At 44.9% G+C, this 24,939-nt stretch carries 24 protein-coding genes and 1 other RNA gene; 9 read left to right on the top strand and 16 right to left on the bottom strand.

All coding sequences use genetic code 11. The annotated features are described in order from the left end of the window. Positions 1-36: 36 nt before the first annotated feature. Entirely contained in the window at positions 37-1,773 is a 1,737-nt protein-coding gene (locus L5M18_RS10160; RefSeq protein ID WP_263196817.1) for an N-acyl-D-amino-acid deacylase family protein, read from the bottom strand. 204 nt (positions 1,774-1,977) lie between these two features. Between L5M18_RS10160 and L5M18_RS10155 the strand changes: the two genes are divergently transcribed. Continuing rightward, positions 1,978-3,006 (top strand): AraC family transcriptional regulator, encoded by a 1,029-nt coding sequence (locus L5M18_RS10155; protein WP_263196815.1) that lies wholly within the window; start codon positions 1,978-1,980, stop codon positions 3,004-3,006. Positions 3,007-3,051: 45 nt separating this feature from the next. Here L5M18_RS10155 and rnpB read toward each other — a convergent pair. Next, an RNA gene (gene rnpB, locus L5M18_RS10150) (RNase P RNA component class A) lies at positions 3,052-3,403 on the bottom strand. 65 nt (positions 3,404-3,468) lie between these two features. Then, on the bottom strand, positions 3,469-4,311 hold the full coding sequence (gene rsmI, locus L5M18_RS10145; protein WP_263196813.1) for a 16S rRNA (cytidine(1402)-2'-O)-methyltransferase: 843 nt from the start codon (positions 4,309-4,311) through the stop codon (positions 3,469-3,471). A gap of 88 nt (positions 4,312-4,399) precedes the next feature. Here rsmI and L5M18_RS10140 point away from each other — a divergent pair, with 88 nt between their 5' ends. The 4 genes from L5M18_RS10140 to dolP all read left to right on the top strand — a co-directional run bounded on the left by L5M18_RS10140 (position 4,400) and on the right by dolP (position 7,883). After that, a complete protein-coding gene (locus L5M18_RS10140; protein ID WP_263196812.1) occupies positions 4,400-6,295 on the top strand; it encodes a penicillin-binding protein activator in 1,896 nt (631 codons plus the stop codon). Beyond that, positions 6,292-6,618 (top strand): YraN family protein, encoded by a 327-nt coding sequence (locus L5M18_RS10135; RefSeq protein ID WP_263196811.1) that lies wholly within the window; start codon positions 6,292-6,294, stop codon positions 6,616-6,618. The genes L5M18_RS10140 and L5M18_RS10135 overlap by 4 nt, the downstream gene beginning before the upstream one ends. A 108-nt stretch (positions 6,619-6,726) precedes the next feature. After that, positions 6,727-7,320, top strand: a complete 594-nt coding sequence (locus L5M18_RS10130; protein WP_105250525.1) for a phosphoheptose isomerase — start codon at positions 6,727-6,729, stop codon at positions 7,318-7,320. After that, positions 7,317-7,883, top strand: coding sequence for a division/outer membrane stress-associated lipid-binding lipoprotein (gene dolP, locus L5M18_RS10125; RefSeq protein WP_105250526.1), 567 nt, complete (start codon positions 7,317-7,319; stop codon positions 7,881-7,883). Before L5M18_RS10130 ends, dolP begins: the two co-directional genes overlap by 4 nt. Positions 7,884-7,958: 75 nt before the next feature. Here the strand turns inward: dolP and L5M18_RS10120 are convergent, their stop codons facing one another. Further along, positions 7,959-8,843 carry a DMT family transporter gene (locus L5M18_RS10120; protein ID WP_263196810.1) on the bottom strand — a complete coding sequence of 295 codons (885 nt, stop codon included), beginning with the start codon at positions 8,841-8,843 and terminating at the stop codon, positions 7,959-7,961. A 120-nt stretch (positions 8,844-8,963) separates the two neighbouring features. On the opposite strand from L5M18_RS10120, the gene L5M18_RS10115 reads away from it, so the two are divergent. After that, complete coding sequence (locus tag L5M18_RS10115; RefSeq protein WP_263196809.1) at positions 8,964-9,836, top strand: LysR substrate-binding domain-containing protein; 873 nt, start codon at positions 8,964-8,966, stop codon at positions 9,834-9,836. Positions 9,837-9,897: 61 nt separating this feature from the next. On the opposite strand, the gene trpS is transcribed toward L5M18_RS10115, so the two are convergent. From trpS to rpe, 3 genes are all read right to left on the bottom strand, one after another. After that, a complete protein-coding gene (gene trpS / locus L5M18_RS10110; RefSeq protein WP_113941452.1) occupies positions 9,898-10,896 on the bottom strand; it encodes a tryptophan--tRNA ligase in 999 nt (332 codons plus the stop codon). Positions 10,897-10,965: 69 nt separating this feature from the next. Next, positions 10,966-11,643, bottom strand: a complete 678-nt coding sequence (locus tag L5M18_RS10105; protein WP_263196807.1) for a phosphoglycolate phosphatase — start codon at positions 11,641-11,643, stop codon at positions 10,966-10,968. A gap of 2 nt (positions 11,644-11,645) precedes the next feature. Beyond that, complete coding sequence (gene rpe / locus L5M18_RS10100) at positions 11,646-12,320, bottom strand: ribulose-phosphate 3-epimerase (RefSeq protein WP_012090481.1); 675 nt, start codon at positions 12,318-12,320, stop codon at positions 11,646-11,648. A gap of 276 nt (positions 12,321-12,596) precedes the next feature. Here rpe and L5M18_RS10095 point away from each other — a divergent pair, with 276 nt between their 5' ends. Together L5M18_RS10095 and L5M18_RS10090 are read left to right on the top strand one after the other, a co-directional pair. After that, positions 12,597-12,962 (top strand): hypothetical protein, encoded by a 366-nt coding sequence (locus L5M18_RS10095; protein WP_105250531.1) that lies wholly within the window; start codon positions 12,597-12,599, stop codon positions 12,960-12,962. Next, the gene (locus L5M18_RS10090) at positions 12,962-13,147 is read left to right on the top strand and encodes a DUF2970 domain-containing protein (protein ID WP_105250532.1); all 186 of its coding nucleotides are present in this window, start codon (positions 12,962-12,964) and stop codon (positions 13,145-13,147) included. The genes L5M18_RS10095 and L5M18_RS10090 overlap by 1 nt, the downstream gene beginning before the upstream one ends. An 18-nt stretch (positions 13,148-13,165) precedes the next feature. Here the strand turns inward: L5M18_RS10090 and L5M18_RS10085 are convergent, their stop codons facing one another. The 9 genes from L5M18_RS10085 to L5M18_RS10045 all read right to left on the bottom strand — a co-directional run bounded on the left by L5M18_RS10085 (position 13,166) and on the right by L5M18_RS10045 (position 22,168). Then, a complete protein-coding gene (locus tag L5M18_RS10085; RefSeq protein WP_131525404.1) occupies positions 13,166-14,005 on the bottom strand; it encodes a Dam family site-specific DNA-(adenine-N6)-methyltransferase in 840 nt (279 codons plus the stop codon). Positions 14,006-14,053: 48 nt separating this feature from the next. After that, entirely contained in the window at positions 14,054-15,472 is a 1,419-nt protein-coding gene (locus L5M18_RS10080; protein ID WP_263196805.1) for an AAA family ATPase, read from the bottom strand. 18 nt (positions 15,473-15,490) lie between these two features. Next, a complete protein-coding gene (aroB, locus tag L5M18_RS10075) occupies positions 15,491-16,567 on the bottom strand; it encodes a 3-dehydroquinate synthase (protein WP_113941457.1) in 1,077 nt (358 codons plus the stop codon). A 9-nt stretch (positions 16,568-16,576) separates the two neighbouring features. Continuing rightward, positions 16,577-17,092, bottom strand: a complete 516-nt coding sequence (gene aroK / locus L5M18_RS10070; protein WP_006083542.1) for a shikimate kinase AroK — start codon at positions 17,090-17,092, stop codon at positions 16,577-16,579. Between the two features lie 216 nt (positions 17,093-17,308). Further along, positions 17,309-19,360, bottom strand: coding sequence for a type IV pilus secretin PilQ (locus L5M18_RS10065; RefSeq protein WP_113941458.1), 2,052 nt, complete (start codon positions 19,358-19,360; stop codon positions 17,309-17,311). A 21-nt stretch (positions 19,361-19,381) separates the two neighbouring features. Continuing rightward, a complete protein-coding gene (locus tag L5M18_RS10060) occupies positions 19,382-19,897 on the bottom strand; it encodes a pilus assembly protein PilP (protein WP_105250537.1) in 516 nt (171 codons plus the stop codon). Continuing rightward, on the bottom strand, positions 19,897-20,520 hold the full coding sequence (locus tag L5M18_RS10055) for a type 4a pilus biogenesis protein PilO (protein WP_173496129.1): 624 nt from the start codon (positions 20,518-20,520) through the stop codon (positions 19,897-19,899). The genes L5M18_RS10060 and L5M18_RS10055 overlap by 1 nt, the downstream gene beginning before the upstream one ends. Beyond that, complete coding sequence (locus L5M18_RS10050) at positions 20,517-21,101, bottom strand: PilN domain-containing protein (protein WP_105250539.1); 585 nt, start codon at positions 21,099-21,101, stop codon at positions 20,517-20,519. The genes L5M18_RS10055 and L5M18_RS10050 overlap by 4 nt, the downstream gene beginning before the upstream one ends. Then, positions 21,089-22,168: a pilus assembly protein PilM gene (locus L5M18_RS10045; protein WP_105253014.1), complete on the bottom strand. Its 1,080-nt coding sequence runs from the start codon at positions 22,166-22,168 to the stop codon at positions 21,089-21,091. Before L5M18_RS10045 ends, L5M18_RS10050 begins: the two co-directional genes overlap by 13 nt. Positions 22,169-22,356: 188 nt before the next feature. On the opposite strand from L5M18_RS10045, the gene L5M18_RS10040 reads away from it, so the two are divergent. Beyond that, complete coding sequence (locus tag L5M18_RS10040; protein ID WP_263196803.1) at positions 22,357-24,891, top strand: penicillin-binding protein 1A; 2,535 nt, start codon at positions 22,357-22,359, stop codon at positions 24,889-24,891. Positions 24,892-24,939 lie beyond the last annotated feature (48 nt).

Raw genomic sequence — 24,939 nt, 5'->3', positions numbered from 1 at the left:
ATATTTGATATCACCCTAATGAGATAATTTTATAAATTACTTTGCGGGTAAATACTGACCAAATGCATTGACCACACCTAAATCATGATTAATTTCATCATTTTCAAAAGCTATGTTGCCATTAATTATTACGGTATCAACTAGATGTGAATTTCGATTGACCAAACGTTGTAAATCAAAGTTTTCCATTTCAGCCCAACTGACCTGCTCTAAATCCAAATTAAAATACTCAGGATTAATAATGACAATATCAGCTCGATCACCTTGACGAATTTTCCCAGCGTCAATACCAAACCAATCGGCCTGATCACCAGTCATCTTCGACACCGCTTTTTCCATGGTCATAATTGCTTTACCTTCATCCATGCTTTCTTTAACTAACTTCAGCATTCTTAGCGGTAAATTATAAAAAGCCATATTTCGGATATGCGCACCAGCATCGCTAAAGGTGATCAGCGACTTATCATCCCCGACCATTTTCTTCAGCACGTCTTTTCGATGATTCGCGACTGTAGTGTACCAGCGCAGCTTAGTGCCAAATTCAACGACTAAATCAAGAAATAGATCAACAACATGCACATTACGGCTCTTAGCCACCTCAGAAAAGTTTTTGCCTATGATGCTATTATCGGGACAATCTAAAATAATCGCGTCGCCAAAATCCCGCTGCCACACTCTCGGACTTAACTTTTCCCCATAAAACTTCCTGAAGTTTCTGCGATAGGTTTCATCTTTTAATAATGCGTTACGCTCCACTTCGGCTTTTAAGTTTAAAGCCATCTCACCCGCGCCAAACTCTTCAAAGAACACCACATCAATGCCATCGGCATAAACGGTAAAAGGAGTAGGCAACACTTGCCAGCGAAAATCCCCCCTAAAGAAATTAGTCACTTGCGCCGCAATATTAGTGATCTTGCTTAAATAAACACTGCCCTTTAGATCCATTCGACTAATTAACGTTGTTTTTAACGGCTTTTTAAACAGTCCCATGCATTCACGCATATACTGATTAACTTGCAATATAGCGGCAGCATTCGGCGCCCCTTGATGCACACGATCAAACTTGCGCACCAGCGCATTTAGACGCGAGATCTCTTTCCATGGCGCATAGGTACTCGGCAAGCTTTTAGACCAAGCCCTATCACCATCCAATTTGTCCCACTTTAACCGCATAGTCGACAGTCCAATGAAACCAATCTCTAACGCTTCCTCGAGCAAGTCCTCCATCTTTTTGATTTCACTAGCACTAGGCACAACATTACGATCGGTGGCCCTTAATAGCCCCATAACACCGACTCTTAAATCGCTATGACCCAACATAGTAATGACATTTGGTCCAAGCGGATGCCCCTTAACAAAATCAACCCATTCCTTAGGTGTACTCCAGGTTTTATGCTGCTTTAAAATAGGTAACACTTTTTCCCTCGGCACAGTCTCTACTCGGGTAAAGATATCGGCGGCATCTTCATAATCACTGCAAATCATGCTCAATGAACAACTACCCACCAGCACCGTCGTTACCCCATGACGCACTGACTCAGATAGGCTCGGGCTTACGATAAGCTCTGCATCATAATGTGTATGACTATCAATAAAACCAGGCATGACCCACTTGTGATTGGCGTCTATCACTCGGTGACTTTGAGATTCATCTAGAGCCGTATCGCTCACTCGCATAATCTTGCCGGATTTAATACCGATATTTTGAATTGTGGCAGTATTCCCCATGCCATCAAAATAGAGTCCATTTTTGATAATTATGTCAAATTGCATCCTAAGCCTCGCCTTGTTATTGTTATTAGTCCAACCTGCCTTGTAAGGTAACAACATTTAGATTACGCTTTGCTAATTCAAAATTCTTGTCATTTGACGACATTTAAAAACATGAAATAAACAATAAAAACAGTGATGTAACAATTTCGCAGTGGATTTTATGGAAAATATAAGACAGCAAAACTGTGCCGAGGAAAGAGGCCAATGGAGCAGGAATATTTGATCCGCAGCGGATCTCTTCAAGGTTATGCCGAGCTAATGACATCTTTACAGGGTGATACTCATGCGCTGTTAAAACAGGTGAACTTATGCATTGACGATCTTAAAACCCATGAAAAACTCATTTCATTCAATTCAATGCAAAAGCTACTAGAAATTAGTGCCGATCAACTTAATATGCCCCATTTGGGACTCACACTATCACAGCGACAAAATATTGAGATGCTTGGGCCTTTAGGATTATTAATGGCGAGTTGCAACACAATAAAAGAAGCAATCTATACGGTGCAGCGATATATGTCTGCCCACTCTCCCGCAGAAAATTGGATATTAAGTGAAATAGGCAATACCGCATCCATCACTCGCTTTGAATACGCAACCAATACCATCCCATTAAAACAAGTCAAAGAATTAGCGCTGGGGGCATGTTACAGGATGCTGACTTTATTCATAGGGAATCAATTTAATGCCATCAGGCTTGAATTATCCCATAGTGCAATTTCTGACATTAAAATTTATCGCCACATTTTTAAAACGGATGTAAAATTCAATCAAGATGCAGATAGAATTATTTTTGATAAAAAATATCTCGATTATCCCGTAATATTCAATAGCAAAGAGAGAAGTCAATATTTAGAAAATTACATTAATCTTGCAACCCAACCCTTTGATAACCTCGAACGCAAAATAATTAGCTTAATTTCACAGGGAATAGAAACCAATCAGTCATTACTGGACAGTATTTCTACCGTACTCAAGATGAATAAAAGAACCCTACAACGCCACCTGACAACGCAAAACATAAGTTTTAAGGATCTTGTGGCACATGTTAAGGGAACTAAAGCTTGTTGGTACCTTAGTGCGAGTCAAATGAGTATTACCGCTATCAGTGCCGCGCTGGGCTACCACGATTGTAGTGCATTTTCAAAAGCCTTTAAGAAACAACATGGATGCTCGCCACTGCAATGGCGCAACAACAAACAAAATACAGCGAATAAACCTAACGCTAGATAACAAAAAGCCCGTTTGTCATTACGACAAACAGGCTTTTTGTTGAATGAGGTGAGTTGGCCGATAAGCCGGGTCCTGTCTTGGACAGTCATTCATCTAGGCCTGCAATCGCTCACAGGCTCAAGCGACCTACCCGGTTCCAACGCGAGCCACGCCATACGGAACCCTATTTGGTCTTGCTCCGGGTGGAGTTTACCTTGCTACGAACTATTGCTAGCCGCACGGTGCGCTCTTACCGCACCCTTTCACCCTTACCGACCTGATAAATCAGGTAGGCGGTCTACTCTCTGTTGCACTTGTCGTCGGTTCGCACCGCCCAGGCGTTACCTGGCACCCCGCTCTTTGGAGCCCGGACTTTCCTCCCCGTTCTTGCGAACGCGGCGACTGTCTGGCCAACTCGGCGCGGATTATAGCCTAAGCCACCCTGATGCACCACAGATAATCCGCACGTAACCGTTTTAGCGCTTATAAATCAGACTCTAGACCGTATTTGTACAGAGCGTTCTTTTTAAGTCCATGAATTTGCGCGGCAATTGCTGCGGCTTTCTTCAATGGCAATTCCTCACATAAGAGTTTGAGCGTATTAATAGCGACGGTGGGAATCGCTTCGTCATCACTCAAATGGTAGCCATGCACCATAAGCACGATTTCACCCTTCTGCTGATTCGGGTCAGTACTTACGGTGGCAAGCACCTCTGAGACAGGACCGGATAAAAAAGTTTCGAAGGTTTTGGTCACTTCACGCGCCATGACGACATGGCGATCACCGCCCAGCACTTCGGCCATAGTCGTTAAGCTATGCTCGATGCGGTGCGGTGATTCATAAAAAATCAGCGTGCGCGGATCTTCTTTCAGTGCCAATAACTTATCGGCGCGGGCTTTTTCTTTTGAGGGCAGAAAACCTTCGAAAGAAAAACGGTCCGATGGCAAACCCGAGGCGCTCAGGGCGGTAATTGCCGCGCAAGGGCCGGGTAAGGGGATCACATTAAACCCAGATTGGCGCACATGGGAAACCAAGTGATAACCCGGATCGGAAATCAACGGGGTACCCGCATCTGAAATTAATGCAATCGACAACCCAGCCGCAAGCTGATCGACAATCCACTGGGCACGAGCGCGCTCGTTATGGTCATGCAGCGCCGTAGTTTTTGTGGTAATACCAAAGTGGCTCAATAACTTACCGCTGTGGCGAGTATCTTCACAGGCGATCAATGAAACCTGATTCAGCACCTCTATTGCCCGTGAGCTCATATCGCCCAAATTACCTATGGGAGTAGGAACTATGTAGAGTGCGACGCTTTGGTCCATATATACCTCTGTAATGACAGTGCCAAGACTTTCGTCAAGCGCGAGAGAAGGTTAAACTAGAGGCTGCATCTTACCAGAGTGAAGCCCAGTGTTAAAAAGCCTGAATACAACTAAGTTCGTTTCCGTGGCCATTTTATCGGTAATCTTGGCGGGTTGTGGCACTTCAACGCCCACCTCGACCGGAACTGCACCCACAGTGGCTACCTCTTTAGCATCCGCACCTTTGTCGGCCAATGTGTATTTGGCACAAGCCGCCAATAGCAAAGATCCGCAGCAGCGCGATACTAATCTGCTGCTCGCAGCCCATGCCTATATCAATGCCAACGACTACGCAGCGGCGCAGAAGCTACTAAAATCGATACAGCCAAGCTTGAATCAGAGCCCAACATTTCTGGCCGAACATAAATACTTGACCGCGCGCGTGCTTGAACACACGTCCACCTATAGTGATGCACTTAAAGTTCTGAATTATCCAAGCAATTGGAGTTTGCCAAGCTGGCAGATGACGGCTTATCACCAATTCAAGGCGCATTTATACCAATTGAATAAACAGCCTATTGAGCAAGTGCGTGAACTGAGTTTACTGACGACTTACTTGCCCCCCGCCCAAGCCAACGAGGTGAATAACGCGATTTGGCAAGTTCTGCAGCCAATGCACGAACAAACCTTAAAAGCCTTTACCCAAGATGCTAAGACTCCTGTGTTTACGGGTTGGTTGCAACTGGCTTATATCGCGAAGCATTATGCTGTCGATCCGACACAGTTGGTACGCTACTTAGGCGAATGGCAGAAACAAAATCCTTATCATCCTGCAGCGGCTAAGCTACCCGCCGATCTTGACAGAGCCTTAAATGCTAAGCCATTTACGCCAAAAAACATTGCGGTGCTGTTGCCGCTGACGGGCCCAAGAGCTAACGCTGCCAATGCAATTCGCCAAGGCATATTAGCCAGTTACATGGCCAAGCAAAATGACCAAGTCGCAGTCAACTTTTATGACACGGCAAACGATGCTGCCAGCGCTTACCAACAGGCGCTAACTGCGGGAGCCGAATTTATTATTGGCCCATTATTGCCTACGGAAATTGAACAACTGCAAGTGATCAATGCGGCAAACACAGCCGCCACCAATACGGTGACTAATACTGCTAACCCAGACAAAACGGCCAATACAGCACCTGCTACGCCTGTGCCACAACTATTTTTAAATCAAGTAGATAAGTTCACCCCCGATCCGAATAAGTTCTACTTTGCATTATCTCCCGCACAAGAGGCGGCCGATGCGGCGGAGCATTTATATCAAGATGGTGTAACTATGCCGTTACTGCTGGCCAGTAACGATGCCCTTGGCAAACGCATGGCCGAAAGCTTTATTCAAGCATGGAAAAAGAAGAGCGATAACCCTGTCGAAGTTCACTACTTCGATGGCGGTGATAAAATGCGCACCACAGTACAAGATGCCCTTGGCGTGCGCGATAGCCAAGAGCGGATCGCCCGTATTAAAGAGCTGTTAGGCAATTCAGTACAAGCCGACTTCCGCTCGCGCCAAGATATTGATGCCATTTATATGATTTCAACGCCACAGGATCTAACCCTGCTCAAGGCCTTTATCGACGTAAACTTTAGCGTTTTCACACAACCTGTGCCTTTATATACCTCAAGCCGCAGCCGAGTTGAAAATGAAAGCACACAAACGGCGCAGGATTTAAATAACCTGACCCTAAGCGACGCACCTTGGCTAATGCAAAACGGCGAAGAAAATCTGATGGTCAACACACTATTTTCGGGCTGGAATAACAGTCAGAAACGTTTGTTTGTTATGGGTTATGATGCAATGGATTTGATCGGCCGTTTGGCGCAAATGCGCTCATTCACAGGCTATCAATTCAATGGTCGCAGTGGTGCTTTATCTGTCAGTCCAGATGGTATAGTCAACCGCCAATTAAGCTGGGGACGTTATGAAAGAGGTAGCTTCCGCCAGTTATGACACTCGGACAGCAGGCAGAATCGCACGCCCAACGTTACCTTGAACAACAAGGCTTAACTTTTGTCGAACGTAATGTCCGCTATCCGTTTGGGGAAATTGATTTAATCATGCGCCATAAAAACCATTGGGTATTTGTCGAAGTGAAGTATCGTTCGGCAAATCAATATGGCGGCGCATTACAGGCCCTGAGCAGCGCGCAGATTTCGCGAATTCGCAAAGCGGCTAGCCACTATTTACAACTCAATAGACTCGATGTGCCCTGTCGTTTCGATGTCATCGCCATGGAAGCCGAGCAAATTCATTGGCTAGTCGATGCCTTTTAAGTGCCAATAGTGAAAGAGTGACTACACAAATTATTTTAACGTCTGTGCCTCAACACGCTTGTGGAAATATGGCATGATAGCAACACTTTATCCTGAAAGGATTTATCCATGTTAGAACGCATTAAAGACAGCTTTACTGAATCTATCCAGACAAAAATCGATGCAGCCGAAGCACTGCCAGAATCCATCGCCAAAGCGGCCGAGATGATGGTGCACTGTCTTTTGGGTGGCAATAAAATCCTTGCTTGCGGTAACGGCGGCAGTGCTGGCGATGCGCAACATTTCTCAGCAGAATTGCTAAACCGCTACGAGATTGAACGTCCACCCTTACCGGCCATCGCTCTGTCTACCGATACCTCAACCATCACAGCTATCGCCAACGACTATAGCTATGATGAGATTTTCTCAAAACAGATTTTTGCCTTAGGTCAACCGGGCGACATTCTGCTAGCAATCTCGACCAGTGGTAACTCAGGTAACGTGATTAAAGCCATTGAAGCCGCATTAAGCCGCGACATGACTATCGTAGCGCTAACAGGTAAAGATGGTGGCGCTATGGCTGGCCTACTGAGCGTGAACGATGTGGAAATCCGCGTACCTTCAAATGTCACTGCACGTATCCAAGAAGTGCACTTACTGGTGATCCATTGCCTGTGTGACAATATTGACCGCACCCTCTTCCCACAGGACGAGCAGCAATGAGACACGCTGCCCCGCTGTTAATGGTTTGCTTGCTGCTTCAAGGCTGCGCCGGTGCCGTTATGGTGGGCGCAGTCAGTGGCGCTATGATGGCCAACGACGAACGTACTGTTAAGACTCAGCTTGATGATACCAATACTGATTTTAAGATCACCAGCGCACTGCTAGAGCAAGAAGATCTTAAAAAACAAACAAATATCACAGGTGTATCCGTCAATGGCAATGTACTTATGATAGGCCAAGCCCCTAACTCTACGTTAAGGGATAAAGCCATCAAGGTCGTACAAGATCTTAAGCTCGGCGGCAAAATACATAATCAAATCCGCATTGGCAATCCAACCTCTTTCACCACCCGCAGCAATGACACTTGGGTAACAACCAAAGTGAAGGGCCGCATGCTGAACGAAAAAGATTTGGATGTGACTCGCATTAAAGTCATCACTGAAAATGGTGAAGTCTTCCTGCTGGGGGTTATTCATCGCTCACAAGCAGACTTAGCTGTTGATATCGCCCGTAATACTGCTGGCGTGCGTAAAGTGGTGAAAGTATTTGAGTATGCTAAGTAATTTTGCAGTTTACCTATTTAAAACTTGAGCCTAAGTGGTGAGCCAACTCGCCCACTTAGGCTTAAACCCTCGCTGTTATTTTCCCGTGAGTGTATCCGCTATCTTAGGTGCCGATTTTGATAGGAGCGATCCTAGCCAAGGTAAAAACAACGAAGGCAATACGATTAAGGCGGCACCGAGCCAACTTAAGTTATCCAACCATTCATCGAACAACAACCAGCCTAAAAAGACAATAAACAACAAGCCTGTGTATTCCGCAATCGCGATATCACTCGCCTGGGCCTTGCGGTAAGCCAGCACACAAAACCAGTGATAAACCAATAAAAATGCGTTGCTCAGCAAGGCCACGCCCACCAGCTCCCAACTCAAACCCTCAATCCCCTGAAACGCTGCAATCACTAAAGTTGCCGGAATACCCAACAAGTTATATAGCATTAGTGTTAGCACGGGATGCTCAGCATGGGGCACTTTTTTAAGTGCTAACTGATTCACTGCAAAGGTAAAAGCAGAAAACAGCACAGCAATGCCGAACCAGTTCATTTCACTCGGTCGCAGGATAATCAAGATGCCGACAAAACCTAAGCCAGTACAGATTGTCTGAACAGCGGTGATCCTCTCGCTCAGGAAGAAATACCCCATCAAAATAATCATTAGCGGTGCGGAGTAAAACAATGAGCTAACTGTCGCGAGCGGTAATGCCATTAAGCCAATAATTAAAAAAAGCGCGCCAACTGAGCCTATGTTGGCACGCCAAAGGTGAACTGAGATATGTGTCGTCATCGGACGCTGCGAATACAGCCACACTGGCAACAACATAAATACTGAAGAGATTTGCCTGACAAGGAGGAAAGTCGAGGCACTCGCATCGTCCGGTAACCACTTGATCGATACATCATAGAAGGCACTGAATAGGTTACCTACTATCAATAAAATCAAACCAATAACTACTGGGCGTTGCATTTTTTAACATCCATAAATCTCAATGGCGGCATGATAATCCTCGCAAAACTTAAGCTGAAATGATGCTTTCTCATGCTAGATGAATTAAATTCATACTAAAGCCTTTAGATATTGAAAATCATGAGAAAGCTCCCGCCATTACGCGCTCTACAAGTGTTTGAAGCTGCCGCCAGACAGCAGCATTTTTCTAAGGCCGCCGATGAACTGTGCATCACCCAAAGTGCAGTGTCGCACCAAGTGCGAGTATTAGAAGAGTATTTTGGCGAGCTACTGTTCGACCGTCAGGGGCGTAAACTGCAGTTAACGCCTAAGGGGCACGGACTATTTTTAGAGTTAGAGAGGATATTCAACGAGTTAAGCGACCTCAACTTAAAAGTACGCGATACGCCAAATCAACAGCTCTGCCTAGCCGTTTACAGCTCATTCTCAGTAAAATGGTTGATCCCAAGACTCGCCGATTTTCGCCGCCAATATCCGAGCGTGAAAATTCGCCTCGAGATGATCACCCAAGATCCTGACCTAAGCACCAGCACCGCGGATATCTTCATCGCCGGTAAGCTAAATCAACGTGGCTATTGGCAACAGTTACTGCACAAAGAGCGTTTAATTCCTGTATGCAGCCCCAGTTTTTACCTTAAATGGCGCGACATAAGCCTGAGTAATTTCCAGCAACAAGCTCTACTGGTGGTTGATGAAGGCCCGCTCGGACTCGACTGGCATAAGTGGTCATCGGCGCACCAAATACCACTCGATAACGAACAACAGCATGTGTTTAGTCATATTGTGATGGCGATTGAAGCGGCGATTGCTGGCCAAGGCTTAGCCCTAGCGCCGGACTTTATGGTGGCTGGCGATATCACAACGGGGCGTTTAGTCGCCTTGAATCTGCCCGATGTGCATACCGGATTTGAATTTACCTTCTTTTGTAAGCAACGCCGTTTATCAGAACCTGCGATTGCCGCTTTCTCATCTTGGCTAAAATCACAGGCTTAGGATGAATTTACAGGCACAAAAAAGCCGACGCGAACGTCGGCTTAATTTATCGATCGATTGATTACACTAACAAACCAATCTTCTCATACACTTTCTTCAGGGTCACTTCGGCGCGCGCCTGCGCACTCTGTGCACCAGCTTTCATCACTTGGTCTAAGTAAGCGCGATCGCTACGAATCGCGCGGTAACGCTCTTGCAGTGGCTCTAACATACTCACAACCGCTTCACCTGCTGCACCTTTCAAATGGCCATACATCTTGCCTTCAAACTCGGCTTCTAGGCTCGCAATGCTTTGCCCTGTCACACCCGACATGAGACTCAGCAGGTTAGAAACACCCGGTTTATTATCCACATCAAAACGCACGACTGGCGGCTCATCACTGTCTGTCATGGCTTTTTTCAGCTTCTTCAGCACTGATTTCGGATCTTCTAGCAGGCCGATAACGTTATTACGGTTATCGTCTGACTTAGACATCTTCTTTAGCGGCTCCTGCAGTGACATGACTTTAGCGCCAAGCTCAGGAATAAAAGGCTCAGGAATGGTGAAAGTATCACCATAGGCATTGTTAAAACGAGTAGCGATATCACGTGTTAACTCAAGGTGTTGTTTCTGATCTTGGCCAACAGGGATTTCGTTCGCTTGATAAATCAGAATATCCGCCGCCATCAACACTGGGTAGCCAAATAAACCCACGTTGATGTTGTTAGCGTGCTTTTGTGATTTATCTTTAAACTGAGTCATGCGGCTCAACTCGCCCATTTGGGTATAGCAGTTTAATGCCCAACCCAATTGCGTATGTTGTGGCACCTGTGACTGGATAAACACTGTACTCTTTTTAGGATCTACGCCACAGGCCAAATACAGGGCTAAGGTATCTAAACACGCTTCACGCAATGCTTTAGGATCTTGGCGCACGGTAATGGCATGCAAATCAACTACACAATACAGGCAGTCGTGGCTATCTTGCATCGCAACCCATTGACGCAATGCACCCATGTAGTTACCTATGGTTAATTCGCCGGACGGCTGTGCACCGCTGAGTACTATGGGTTTGGTCATTACGTCATTGCTCCACTATCTATATATAAAAAGACTAAAAAAATCGACTAAAGAACAGGTAACCCTCCATTACTTGGTAGGTTTTACCCAGTTCAGAATCTCACTAAATTGCTCACATACGGCATCTGGGCCACTGAGCCCAATATCTTCACCGTAGTTGTAGCCGTAGGTCAAGCCGATTGACGCTATCCCAGCCGCTTTCGCCGCTAAAATGTCGTTTTTAGAATCGCCGACCATCAATAACTCAGTTTTCTCCAATTGCCACTCATGCAATAAATGCTGCAGCGGCAAAGGGTCAGGCTTCATCTTAGCTAAGGTATCGCCACCTAACACTAAGCTGAAAAAGTCGTTAATCCCAAAGGCATTGAGTAATGGCATGGTAAAACGATAGGGTTTATTAGTGACAACCGCTAACTTAAAGCCTGCATCAAACAAAGTTTGCAGCACTTGATGCACGTCGCTATACAGCGCACTGTGCTTTTCAAGATTTTCTTGATAATGATGCATAAAAATCGGCATGGCCGTATCAAGCGCAGTCTGCTCAACATCCGTACCCAAAGCATGACTCATAGCACGGCGCATTAACATTTCGGCGCCGTTACCGACCCAAGTACGCACTTGGGCCTCAGAGCAGCTCTTCAAACCTAACTCGGCTAAGGCTTCCTGCGTGGCAACGGTTAGGTCAGGCACACTGTCAATCAGCGTGCCATCTAGATCAAACGCAATCGCTTTAATCTTATCCCACATGGCTATGCCCCAACTTTAGCAAGTTCGGCACGCATCTCATCAACAACGGCCTTATAATCGGGCTTGCCGAAAATAGCCGAGCCCGCAACAAACATGTCCGCACCGGCGGCCGCGATTTCGGCGATATTGTCGACCTTAACGCCGCCATCGACTTCTAAGCGAATATCGAACCCACTGGCATCAATACGCGCACGCACTTGGCGCAGCTTATCTAAGGTTGATGGAATAAAGGATTGACCACCAAAACCAGGGTTCACTGACATCAATAGGATCACGTCGAGTTTATCCATCACATGGTCAAGATAATGCAGTGGTGTCGCAGGATTAAACACGAGACCCGCCTTGCAACCGCACTCTTTGATGAGCTGAAGAGTGCGATCGACGTGCTCAGAGGCTTCTGGGTGGAAAGTAATAATAGACGCGCCCGCTTTAGCAAAATCAGGCACGATACGGTCAACCGGCTTGACCATCAAATGCACATCAATATCAGCGGTAATACCGTAGTTACGCAGTGCCTGGCACACCATAGGGCCAATCGTTAAGTTAGGAACATAGTGATTATCCATCACATCAAAATGTACTACGTCGGTTCCCGCATCTAACACAGCTTTTACATCGTCACCCAAACGGGCAAAATCGGCAGATAAAATTGATGGAGCAATCAAGAATGGACGCATAAAACACTCGCTGCTATTTGGATAAAAAGTGCCTTATTTTACCCTGAGCCAAGCTAAGCCTCTATAGCTAAAGCCACATTTCTGGCAATTGATCCGCTATGCCTATGTCAGCAAAGCAGCACACTCTGCAGCTATCGCAGTAAATTGGGGCTTAGATTCGGTAAAATAAGCTAATATTTCCGAGCATTTTGGCTGGAATTGATAATTTTTTGTTCATAAACTAAGCGAGTTTGTTATACTCGAGGCGCAGTGCTGGTTCATTCCAAAGGAAGCGTTATGATGGAACGGTTTAGTCAGTTTTCACACTATGTTAGGTCGGTGACATTCAAGTCATCTATGATGTTGGCATTTACTGCAGTTGTAGTGGCCACGCTAGCTTTTGGCGTTGAAAAACTTACGGAAAATACCGAAACTGCATCTTGCGCTTGTAGCAATGACACTCGTTACAACAATGCACTGCCCAGTAGCCACCCTAATAATCGCTGCGCCGATCAAGCACAAACCTTAAGCTGGAAAACGTGGCTTACAGGTAAAAACCGTTCGAGTCAGTTCCACTTTGTCGATCTACTTGAGCTATTACATGGTCATCAAGATAAACCTATGGATGATCTCAAGCCCACTACGTCGCATCTCGCCTATTAATGCTTAGCCGCATTTGGCAAGTATTCCACAGTACCGTTGCCGCCTTTTTCGGGGTACAAACTAGCGAAAATCGTAAAAAAGATTTTCAAACCAGTTCCCCATTGCCCTACATAGTGATGGGCATAGTGTTAGCTGTTATCCTAGTGGCAAGTCTGATGTTTCTCGTAGGACAAGTGCTTAGCTAAACGTTATTTATGTTGAAACTAGTCGTCTTTTGGATCGTAGTTTTCATCATATAGCGCCATCAACTCATCCACTTTGTTACGACCACTGCCATTTTGGCTAATGTTGCGTTGCACTTGAATTTTCGCTAAATGCGCGCCGCGATATAACTCGCGAGTTAATGGAATATCGTGATTACTAATCAATACCGGAATACCACGCTCTAACGCGGTATGGCGCGAATGACGAGCCAGCAGTGCTTGATCGTCTAAACTAAAACCTGCGCCAACATATGTCGTGAAACTGGATGTAGTAGATAACGGTGCGTAAGGTGGATCGCAATAGATAACATCGCCACTGCGTGTCTGCTCAAAGGCTTTTTCGTAACCAATGCATTTAAACTCAGCACGTTGCGCTTTTTCAGAAAAGGCCCAGATTTCCTTTTCGGGGAAATAAGGTTTTTTATAGGAGCCGAAGGGCACATTGAAGCCACCCTTACGGTTATAACGGCATAAGCCATTAAAACCATGGCGATTTAAATAAAGAAAATACACAGAACGCTGGAAAGGGTCGCGACATTTATTAAAGTCGGTTCGCACCTGATAGTAAGCTTCCTTTTGATTCATCTCATCGACAAACAATGCTTTAGCTGCGGCAATGTATGCTTCTGGTTGATGCTTCACTATCTGATATAACTCGATCAAGTCCTGATTAATGTCACAGAGCAGGTAGCTAGGATAATCCGTATTCAAGAAAACGGATCCTGCACCCACAAACGGCTCGACCAAACGGTCTCCTGCGGGTAAATAACTGGCTAAATCATCCACCAATTTAAATTTACCGCCAGCCCACTTAAGGAAGGCTCTGTGTTTTTTTATCATTTAACTTGATGAATGCCGACAAAAATAAAGGTCATGATTGTACTCTGTTTATTCTGAAATTTCACGATTTGAGAGACTTTCTTCTACTTGATAATCTTTCAAATCGGCCCATTTTCTGACCCAAGGTTGCTCAAAACGATACTCCTTAACCAATTGAGCCGCCGCATTCGAAGCCAATTTGCTACTGCTGTAGTGACCAACGAGAACAACCCACCGCTGTTTATACTTTGCGACTCGAACGCCCTCGACATTCTCAAGACTCTTTAATGTCGAACTCAGGGTATCTAACTGAGCAACACTCGCTATTTGTACGGTATAACCTTTGAGTGGCTTTTGCGGTTCCAAAACTGTTTTATCAACCTTTGCAGCCTCTGGCGCTGGAGACTGAACATCTACCATTTTAGCTTGAGGCTCATCATCACCAAAAGACTTGCTACTCACTTCACCAACACTCACTAAGGCTGCATCATCAGGCTCTGGATGTGGTGCCTCACCATGAAATTCACTTAATGGATCGACAGCCTGTTCTGTTTTGGCTTTGGATGTATCTAGTTCGTTAACTTTCACGGTTACGGCCGCAAACTTTAATTGTTCAGCGCGCAGAGCAAAATAGGGGGCTAAGATTTTTTGCCCATAGGACAAGAAAGCGGGTGAATCTATCGCAGGAAAAGTCGCAGTCTCTATGGCTTGCTCTTCAGAAAATGGTTGAGTAACACCAAGCCAAATACCTAGCGCTAACAACATGCTCACAGCTGTCACCATCACAGCTTTATATTTCATCCAAGAAGATGTTTTCTCTTGCGGGCTATGCAAGGCTTTATCTAACAGATTGACCACTTCTTGCGGCGTACCCGTTTGCTTCTCAAGCTGACTGCGTACGATTTCCCTTGGCGTAAAAGGGTTTTGATCGCTGTATCTCAGTAATGTTTGATACAAAGCTTCACGCTCTGGCATGGCTAACGGCTCAATACTGATAGGTAATATTTGCCGCCGCAATTGCTCGGGTAATTGTGGCAATAGGTCCGCTAAGAATGCCGGTGGAACCGTGAGCGTGACGGCAATATTCTTACCCGCACACTGGATCTGATTGAGAATAATACACTCAGCCCATAGCGCCTTAGGCAATAAATGCGCATCATCGATAATGATATGTAGGGGTTTAGTTTGCGTGCTCGCAAGCCGTAACAGGGTATCGGCGAGGGGAATGTCGTCGTCAAAAATAGGGGATGAAATTAGCTGGACTAGAATTTTGCGGCGTATCTCAGCGTTATCGGCATGCATAGGACAAATCACAAATGCCGCATTTGACTCGTCAAAATCGGTCGCTAATCCGGTAACTAAGGTCGTTTTTCCTGAACCGCTGACACCAGAAAGCACCAGCAGCTGATCGCTATAACTGGCAACATGATGCATTCTTTGTATGAGGGCTTCCTGAGAAGGAAGCAAGACAGAACCCTGAAACGTCACTCGCCCACCACACAGTTTTTATGCGCAGCGAATAACCTGTTCAAGGGTAGATTCTGTGACTTGACTAAACACATCCGCGCGGCCTATTGCCGTTGGGAGCACCAGTCGAATCTGACCACCTAAAACTTTTTTATCGCGTCGCATATGTTGAATGAAACTGTCGAAATCCATAGATTCCGGCGCACTCACTGGAAGATCAAAAGCTTGTAGTAACTGTATGATACGACAAACTATTGACTCATCTATAAGCCCCAGTGCCTTAGCTGTTTTAGCAGCAAGGACTGTGCCAGCTGACACGGCTTCACCATGTAGCCAATTACCGTAGCCCATTTCGGCTTCAATCGCGTGACCAAAGGTATGACCCAGATTCAACAAAGCACGCACGCCCTGCTCAGTTTCATCTTGGCTAACAACATCGGCTTTAATCTCACAGCAACGAGAGATAGCATAAACTAATGCTTCGGCATCTAAGGTTTTTAGCGCCGTTACATTATCTTCAAGCCATTGAAAAAAATCAGCATCCCACATGATGCCATACTTGATGACTTCCGCCATTCCCGCCGCAAACTCGCGCGCTGGAAGCGTATGTAAACATAAAGTATCGATAAGCACGATTTGTGGCTGATAAAAGGCCCCAATCATGTTTTTACCAAGAGGATGGTTAACAGCCGTTTTACCGCCGACGGAAGAATCCACCTGCGACAATAAAGTTGTCGGAATTTGAATAAAATCGATCCCACGTTGATAACATGCCGCGGCAAAGCCCGTCATATCACCAATCACGCCGCCACCCAAAGCCACCAGCACAGAATCTCGACCATAGTTTTGCTGCAGCAGTGCAGTAAAAATAGTATCTAGATGTGCTAAGTCTTTGAATTGTTCGCCATCGGGAAGGATAACACTCTCTACCTCACCAAACGAAGCCATCGTCTCTTGTATCTGTTTAAGATACAAAGGCGCGACAGTTTCATTGGTGACGATAAGAATACGTTTTTTAAGCAGGTAGCGAGACAAAGTCTCGCCATCACTCATCAAATTCTGGCCAATGTAAATGGGATAACTACGTACACCTAAATCAACCTGAATTTGCTTCATAAATTCTGCCTAAAAACCTAATTGCTCAATGATCTGATTTGCGACGATCTTTGCGCTTTGATCATCGGTTTTGACAATCACATCGGCAATTTCTTCGTACAATGGATTACGGATCTCTGCAAGATTCTCCAACACTTCTCGAGGATCATCCACTTGCAATAATGGGCGTCGCTTGTCTCTTTGAGTACGAGCAACCTGTTTGTCGATAGTGGTTTCCAGGTAAACCACAATGCCACGAGCAGACAGATGATTACGGATATCTTTGCTTTGTACTGAACCACCACCGGTGGCAAGGACGATACCTTGTTTCTCAGACAAATCAGCAATAACCTGAGCTTCACGACGACGGAAGCCTTCTTCACCTTCGACGTCAAACACCCAAGCAATATCAGCGCCTGTGCGTTGTTCAATCTCTTGATCCGAATCGTGGAATTCTAAATGCAGCATTTGCGCCAGATGGCGACCAATTGTGCTTTTACCTGCGCCCATAGGGCCTACCAGAAAAATATTACGTTTTTCAGCCATTTCTTGTACGTCTGAATCTTATTGAAAAGTATGCCTATATCGACTCAACATCAAGCCGACCTATATGTTACCTTGCTCTTATGAGACTTGACCGAGGATTATCTCAGCTTAGGGTCTACTATGGCAAGCCATGTGCGCTATTTATGCAAAGAATTGTATTCCAGTAATAATAAAGCCAGCAATCACTGCTGGCTTTAGTCGATACATAGCAAGTGCTTAGATCTTCTCACCGACTATTTTGGGGGTTACGAAAATAAGTAGCTCTTGGCGCTCATTTTTGTCTGTTGTGTTCCTAAACAGGAAACCGACTAAGGGAATGTCACCGAGAATAGGGACTTTACTCACACGGCTGATCAAGTTTTGCTGATAAATACCACCAAGGACTATGGTTTCACCGTTATCAACTAGCACTTGAGTGCCAATACGCTGGGTATCGATGGCGACAGCGGGGCCCGTTGGTGTGTCAACCGTCTTGCCCTGAGAGTCTTGGGTGATTTCCAAATCTAAAATAACGCGGTTATCAGGTGTAATTTGTGGTGTAACTCGCAAGGACAACACGGCTTTCTTAAAAGTGACCGAGGTTGCACCGCTTGAAGTCGACTGCACATAAGGGATCTCCACACCCTGCTCAATATAAGCCGCCTTTTGGTTAGAGGTGGTAATACGAGGGCTGGCGATAATTTCACCCTTATTTTCTTGCTCTAACGCACTCAATTCCAAATCAAGAATAGTACCATCTGCCAACTTAGCAACGTGGAATGCGATACTTGTTGGATTGGTCACTGCCGCAGGCAAATTAACGTTTAAACGTTGGTCTGGAGTTGGAATGATGCCGTTGGCAATACTCTGAGCACCTTCTAATGTACCAGAGGTTCCCTTACTGCCCTGCTGATCCGTTACGCCCCAACGTATGCCTAAGTCTTCAGAGACATCATCTTTGACCGTTACCATACGTGACTCGATCAGTACTTGACGAATAGGGATATCGAGTACTTCGACTAAACGATGGATGTTCTCAATCGTTTCTGCCGTATCTTTCACGAGTACAGTGTTGGTACGTTCATCGACCGCAACTGAGCCGCGTGGCGATAGTAAGCTAGAATCTGCGCTTTTCAGCAGCTCAGCAATGTCGATCGCTTTGGCATAGTTAATTTGCAAGTACTCAGAATACAAAGGTGCTAACTCTTTAACTTCTTGCCTATTTTTGAGATTTTGGCTTTCACGAATAGCCAACTCTTCGCTCGGTGCCACCATTAAGATGTTGCCTTCGATACGCTTATCTAGGCCTTTGGTTTGTAGAATCAAATCTAATGCTTGGTCCCAGGGCACATCGTCCAACCTCAAGGTGATGTTGCCTTCAACAGTATCACTCGTGACTAAGTTAAAATTGTTATAGTCAGCAATGATCTGCAAAACAGTACGTACAGGGATATTTTGAAAGTTAAGCGATAAAGTACGGCCATTGTATTTTTTAACATCTTTCTTGGCGGCAACTCTCTCAACTTTATTCATAGAGAGTCTAAAGAGATTATCCTCTTGCTTATAACTGAACTCATATTCACCAGCAATATCAACTAAAATGCGCGTTGTTAGATCTTCTTTAAATGTCTCGAAGCTTTTTACTGGCGTTGAAAAATCTTTCACATCCATAACATAAAGCAGATCACTATTAATATCAGTGTTATATAACTTAACTTCGAGTTTAGCGCCCACTTGCTCAACGTTAACGGCAACAGAGCGGTTATTCAAATAGACCAATAACTCACCGCCACCATTTTCATTACGACGAAAATCGATATTTTTAATGCTATTAACGAAGGGATTTTCTGCCTGAGTCTGAGCGCCTGCAACCTCATCATTAATAGTGAGTCGATATGAGTTGCCCATGACTGAACCTTGGTAAGGTTTCACTTTGGACATACCTAAGGTGACTTTAAGACGAGTATCTTGCTGCTCAGTCATCATGTCAGTTACACCGACTTGATTAATGGGTAAGCGATCCTTAGATAAACCAGAAATACTATTATCAAAGGTTAATACGAGCTCTGCAGGCGAGGCATTAGAGTCAATAACTGGCGGAGTGACCGCTTCTTCAAATACCAACTCTAGCTCTAACTGGTGGTCAACCAAGGCATGGTACTTAACATCCATTAATCGGTTTGCAGCATAACTCGATGGCAAAATTCCAAATACCAATGCGATCCCAATAACAGACTTGATTAAGCCTGAAGAAATTAACGGGACTTTTATCGCGGCAGAAGATTTCATTATTCCCTCATCCTTCGCTCGTTATTCTCCAGAAAGTTCTAAATTGCTCGTCCTTTCGGACCAACAACCTGAACCATCTGGAATTAATTCTACTACTTCGACATTTTGTGAAGTAACTTTAGAAATGCGTCCATTAAACAGACCTAAATACTCACCAACGCCCATCCGATAAACACTGCCGTCATTTGTTTCAACTAACGCCCAAGTTGTATCGGCTTCACTTAAGGTGCCACGCATTTTTAAATTATCTAAAGGATAAGTTTCTAATCGTCCTTTTCGACGCTTTAAGTCCGGTTGTAAACAATCTTTGCTGGTATCAACAACTTCTTCCGTTAACTCACGCGAAGGTGGTACAAAAGGGCTACGCATTAATTCGGCTTGATAGGCAAAATGCTCAAATCTTGGCGGCTCTTTCAAGGGCGGAATATGAGCAACGTGTTGCGCTTTGGTTGTAGTAACAAATAGCTCTAAATCACTACGATCGCCAACACAACCCATTAAAAAAAGACTCAAGGCTAACAAAGGTAAGAATTTCATTATTTCTTCCCCTTATTAGCAGGTTTTTCTGGCGGTAATTCAGCCCCTTCTTTAAAGCGGTATGTCTTGGCTAAGATATCCATTGCTAAGTTGCCGGCTTCATCTCGCTTAATGGTGAAATCATGGAGGCTAACGATACGCGGCAGCTTAGCGACACCACTCACCATACTACCTAGCTGATGGTAATCTCCCGTCACAGACATTTTAATTGGAAACTCAATATAGAAATCCCGCTGAATTTCGGCCTCCCAATTCAAACTATTAATTTTGAGTCCTGCATCCGTAGCGACAAAAGTTAAATCGTCTAGCAAACCTGGCATTTCATTTTCAGAGGGCAGCATCTTCAGTAACTCTGCAAACTGCACTTCCATCGTCGCTAGCTGCTCTCGGTAGAGTTTTAAATTTGCCGCAAGTTGATACTTATTCTTGAAATCATCTCTGAGCTGCACTTCTTTATCTTGCTCTGCGGTATAAATATCTACCGAATCGGAGACGACCAAGAAATATCCCGCAGCAAAAACACAGAGTGCTAAAAGGATCGCGAAAAAGGTTTTAACTTGATTTGGCCAACCACCAATATTTTCAAAGTCGATATCATTAAATTGACTTAGATCGAGTTTCATTTACTCGCTCCTTTTGTCATTTTCTCAGGCTCATCTACACTCGCGCCTTTAATAGTGACTCTCAAACTAAAACGCTGTAATTGCCGTAACTCTTCATTTTGGGTCACGATCGATTGCATATTAGGATCGGTTAACCATTCGGAAGTTTTCACTTTTCGCATCATGTTGGCGACGTTATTGTTCGATTCACTACGCCCTTCAATCAGCAACAAACTGCCCTTTTTCTCTAGGCTAGATAGATATATTCCTGGAGGTACAATTCGAACAAGCTCATCTAACACGTGAGTAGGCAAATTACGGGATTGCTGTAGATTAAGAATAATTTCTGTACGCCGCTCAATATCTTTCTTACGTTCAGTAATTTTCTTGATCTCAGAAATTTGTGTTTCAAGCAGACTGATTTCCGATTGCAAATAAGCGTTACGTGCTTTTTGCTCATCTGTCATAACATCTAATAAAGAGACTGCGACATAGACTAAAATCGCCGACGCTAAAAATACTGCCGCTAAAATACCAATATAGTCGCGCTTTTGTTTTTCTCTCGCCTCTTCTCGCCAAGGGAGTAGGTTTATGTTCGCCATTGACCGTAACTCCTCAATGCTAAGCCACAAGCAACCATATATTTGCTGATTGTAGGTTGCAGCGCACTTTTAACAGACTCATCGGCATGCAAACACCCTTGAAAAGGATCGGCGATAATAGTGTGAACACCCAATTCATTCGTCAGTAAATTAGCCATACCTTCTAATTTAGATGTCCCACCGCATAATACGAGGTAGTCGACTTTATCTTTACCGCTGGAAGTGCAATAAATCTGCAGCGTACGTTTTATTTGTTGTAATAGCTGAGTTTGAAAAGGTGACAAAACTTCAAACATATAATTTCGTGGTAAGTCGCCTTCAATCTTTGCTTTCTCAGCTTGATCATAAGACATGCCATAGAAGGATAATATTGACTGAGTAAATTGCTCACCACCGAAAGCTTGCTCACGAATAAAAGTCGTCTCACCCGATTCAACCACAGAGAAAGTCGTCATATTCGCGCCGATATCAACCATAGCGACGGCTTTATGTTTCGCTCCTTCTGGAAGCTGAGCCAGAATTAACTCGGCAGCTCGACCTAAAGCGTAACCTTCAACATCCACCACTTTAGCCTCAAGTTCCACGCTATCCAGCGCATCGACTCTGACATCAATATTATCAGTGCGGCATGCGCTCAACAGCACATCAACTTTAGTAGGATCGGTACTGTTTACGTTTAGCGTTTCAAAATCTATGCTAACTTCATCGAGTGAATACGGAATAAGGTTATCGGCTTCAATTTCTATCTGTGCCTCCATTTCTTCCTCACTAAGGGAGGCATCCATGTAGATCACTTTCGTCATCACAGCAGAACCCGAAACAGAAACAGCGGCATATTTAACGGATTTAGGCAGGCTACGTTTTATTTGCTTAAGGCATTCAACAACGGCATCAGCATCACGAATATCATGATCGTTAACGGCCCCCTTCTTAATGGGTACCGCGGCATGACTCAATATTTTGTATCCGTCAGCAGTCTTACTCAACAAAATGGCCTTAACTTCATGGGAACCGATATCGATTCCCACCATCTGCGGAGCCTGACGCTTCCATAAATTTGAAAGCATATCCATTGTCACTTTTTTATTTATATTTCAGTAAAAGAGATTAGCACAAAATCAACTTGTTATACTTACTTGTATCGAATGTTTCATCATTTTACAAATGCTATTTTGTGAGTCTCACGTTTTTACTTCACCAAGACGTGTGCGCCTTATATACTGTCGCACTTAACAGAACATTAGGATAAATTTTGGTGAAGTGGTTAAAACGTATTGTTATAGCACTATTCAGTCTAGCCCTTTTGGGCGTAGGCGCCATTGTGGCAGCATACTTTTATGTTTTGCCGGATTTACCGGATGTTTCAACACTAAAAAATGTGCAACTTCAAACACCTTTACGTATTTACAGTAGTGACGGCAAACTTATTTCTCAATTCGGTGAGAAACGTCGCATTCCACTAACGTTAGACGAAGTGCCAAAACCTCTGCTACAGGCGTTTATCGCAACCGAAGATGCCCGCTTTTATGAACATGGTGGTATAGATCCTGTTGGCGTGCTTCGCGCTGCATTAGTGATGTTGACCACTGGCGAGAAAAAGCAAGGTGCGAGTACGATTACCATGCAGGTCGCACGTAACTTCTTCTTAACCCGCGATAAGACTATTATTCGTAAAGTGAAGGAGATTTTTATCTCCTATCATATTGAAGAGTTACTCACCAAAGATGAAATTTTAGAGCTCTACGTAAACCGCATTTACTTAGGCCAACGGGCCTACGGTGTTGGGGCTGCTGCGCAAGTGTATTTCGGTAAAAACGTGCAGGAACTCAGCTTATCTGAACTGGCCGTTATTGCAGGCCTACCCAAGGCGCCCTCTACACTCAATCCAATCACGTCACCTTCGCGTGCATTGGCTCGCCGTAATGTCGTCCTTATGCGGATGAATGAAGTCGGCTACATCAGCCAAACCGAATACCAAGCGGCACTACAAGAGCCATTGGTGGCCAGATATCATGGCGCTGAAATTGATCTCTATGCCCCTTATATTTCTGAAATGGCTCGGGATTACATGGTACAGAAGTACGGTGAAGAAGAGGCCTATACCAATGGCTACAACGTCTATACGACTATCTCATCGGATCTACAACTTAAAGCTCAACAGGCACTGCGTAATAACGTCTATGCCTATGATGAACGCCATGGCTACCGTGGTCCTGCTGCCGTATTGTGGACGGACGAAAAACCTGAGCCTGCTCAAATCAAAACTGAACTAGCCAAGATTGCTTCAGTACAAGAATTGCAACCCGCCGCAGTCATCAGCATTGCAGATCAGCAAGCCAGTATAATGACCGCCAAAGGCGAAACTAAAGTCATTACTTGGGATGGATTGAAGTGGGCACGTAAGTTTATTACTGATAAGCGTCAAGGCAGTGTACCGAAATCAGCTTCTGACATGCTCAAGGTCGGCGAGCGTATTTGGATCCGTGATAACGGCCAATATTTGCAACTATCGCAAGTACCAGAAGTCGCCAGCGCAACAGTATCACTCGACCCCAAAAATGGTGCTATTCGCACTTTAGTTGGTGGTTATAGCTTTAGCCAAAGCCAATACAACCGAGTGACTCAAGCGAAACGTCAATTAGGTTCGAATATTAAACCTTTCATCTATGCCGCAGCATTAGAGAAAGGCTTTACCTTAGCGACCCTCATAGACAATGCGCCAATTAATAAACCTGATATCAGCCAAGGCACTGCATGGCGCCCTAAAAACTCACCCGATATCTATGGCGGCCCCACTCGTTTACGTGTGGGTTTAGCGCAATCTATTAACGTTATGTCTGTGCGTGCAATGCGACATGTCGGACTCGACGAAACCATTGCTCAACTTGTTGAATTTGGTTTTGATCCTAACGACTTACCTCGCAACGAATCGATTGCATTAGGTTCGTCTTCAGTCACGCCATTGCAAGTAGTTACTGCATTTAACGTATTTGCTAATGGCGGTTTCTTACTCGAACCTTTCTATATTGATCGCGTAGAAGATGCTTACGGCAATGTTATCGAAAAAGCGAACCCTACATTGGCCTGTAAGCCTAGCCAAAGTCTTAGCCAACCAGTTACACCGAGCGATCCTATGGCGTTCAGCGTAAGTGGAGACTCTAGTGCTGAACCTAGTGCCCCCGTTGCGCAGTGTTTCGAACAAACTGGTCGCTACGCTCCGCAAATTATTTCAGAGCAAACGGCATTCCTCATTACCGAAGCACTGAAGAGCGTGATCTGGGGCGGCGGCGATTGGAGTAAAGGCACGGGTTGGCAAGGTACGGCTTGGCGCGCGGCAAAATTGATTAAGCGCCATGATATTGCAGGTAAAACGGGTACTACCAACGAATCGCGCGACACTTGGTTCAGTGGTTTTAGCCCAGTCATCACTAGCACCTTCTGGGTCGGTTTCGACGATCACGGTCGCCAACTGGGTAGAACCGCATGGAATGCAAACGGCGAAAAAGATCAGATAACTGGCGCCGAAGCGGGTGCGAAAACAGCTGGTCCGGGCTGGAACGAGTTTATGAACAGTGTCTTACAAGGCACACCTGAAACAACCTCGATTCCACCAGAAGGCATAGTTTCGGTACGCATCGATTTAGCGACGGGTAAACTGACCCGTAAAACCGACTATACCAGTGCGTTCGAGTACTTTATTTCAGGTACAGAGCCGAAGGAATACATCAGCGAAACTCAGGATGAAAACAATTTATTCATCGATGCACCAACCGATGATTTATTCCAATAAACAAATGCTAAAAAGTCATTACCACTAATTGTGGCCCAATAAAAAACG

The organism is Shewanella sp. SM20 (genome assembly GCF_025654545.1).
Lineage (GTDB): Bacteria > Pseudomonadota > Gammaproteobacteria > Enterobacterales > Shewanellaceae > Shewanella > Shewanella oncorhynchi.
Note: the sequence above shows the minus strand (reverse complement) of the source record. Positions and strands in the feature narration are given on the sequence as shown.

Bases quoted from the DNA above. Each gene is read 5' to 3' on its own strand.
- L5M18_RS10115 (WP_263196809.1), top strand. From the start codon at position 8,964: ATGAGAAAGCTCCCGCCATTACGCGCTCTACAAGTGTTTGAAGCTGCC.
- L5M18_RS10060 (WP_105250537.1), bottom strand. From the start codon at position 19,897: ATGAAATTCTTACCTTTGTTAGCCTTGAGTCTTTTTTTAATGGGTTGT.
- L5M18_RS10045 (WP_105253014.1), bottom strand. From the start codon at position 22,168: ATGCTTTCAAATTTATGGAAGCGTCAGGCTCCGCAGATGGTGGGAATC.
- L5M18_RS10065 (WP_113941458.1), bottom strand. From the start codon at position 19,360: ATGAAATCTTCTGCCGCGATAAAAGTCCCGTTAATTTCTTCAGGCTTA.
- rpe (WP_012090481.1), bottom strand. From the start codon at position 12,320: ATGCGTCCATTCTTGATTGCTCCATCAATTTTATCTGCCGATTTTGCC.
- L5M18_RS10130 (WP_105250525.1), top strand. From the start codon at position 6,727: ATGTTAGAACGCATTAAAGACAGCTTTACTGAATCTATCCAGACAAAA.
- aroB (WP_113941457.1), bottom strand. From the start codon at position 16,567: ATGAAGCAAATTCAGGTTGATTTAGGTGTACGTAGTTATCCCATTTAC.
- L5M18_RS10085 (WP_131525404.1), bottom strand. From the start codon at position 14,005: ATGATAAAAAAACACAGAGCCTTCCTTAAGTGGGCTGGCGGTAAATTT.
- L5M18_RS10095 (WP_105250531.1), top strand. From the start codon at position 12,597: ATGATGGAACGGTTTAGTCAGTTTTCACACTATGTTAGGTCGGTGACA.
- L5M18_RS10055 (WP_173496129.1), bottom strand. From the start codon at position 20,520: ATGAAACTCGATCTAAGTCAATTTAATGATATCGACTTTGAAAATATT.
- trpS (WP_113941452.1), bottom strand. From the start codon at position 10,896: ATGACCAAACCCATAGTACTCAGCGGTGCACAGCCGTCCGGCGAATTA.
- L5M18_RS10160 (WP_263196817.1), bottom strand. From the start codon at position 1,773: ATGCAATTTGACATAATTATCAAAAATGGACTCTATTTTGATGGCATG.
- L5M18_RS10090 (WP_105250532.1), top strand. From the start codon at position 12,962: ATGCTTAGCCGCATTTGGCAAGTATTCCACAGTACCGTTGCCGCCTTT.
- aroK (WP_006083542.1), bottom strand. From the start codon at position 17,092: ATGGCTGAAAAACGTAATATTTTTCTGGTAGGCCCTATGGGCGCAGGT.
- rsmI (WP_263196813.1), bottom strand. From the start codon at position 4,311: ATGGACCAAAGCGTCGCACTCTACATAGTTCCTACTCCCATAGGTAAT.
- L5M18_RS10050 (WP_105250539.1), bottom strand. From the start codon at position 21,101: ATGGCGAACATAAACCTACTCCCTTGGCGAGAAGAGGCGAGAGAAAAA.
- L5M18_RS10105 (WP_263196807.1), bottom strand. From the start codon at position 11,643: ATGTGGGATAAGATTAAAGCGATTGCGTTTGATCTAGATGGCACGCTG.
- L5M18_RS10155 (WP_263196815.1), top strand. From the start codon at position 1,978: ATGGAGCAGGAATATTTGATCCGCAGCGGATCTCTTCAAGGTTATGCC.
- dolP (WP_105250526.1), top strand. From the start codon at position 7,317: ATGAGACACGCTGCCCCGCTGTTAATGGTTTGCTTGCTGCTTCAAGGC.
- L5M18_RS10120 (WP_263196810.1), bottom strand. From the start codon at position 8,843: ATGCAACGCCCAGTAGTTATTGGTTTGATTTTATTGATAGTAGGTAAC.
- L5M18_RS10135 (WP_263196811.1), top strand. From the start codon at position 6,292: ATGACACTCGGACAGCAGGCAGAATCGCACGCCCAACGTTACCTTGAA.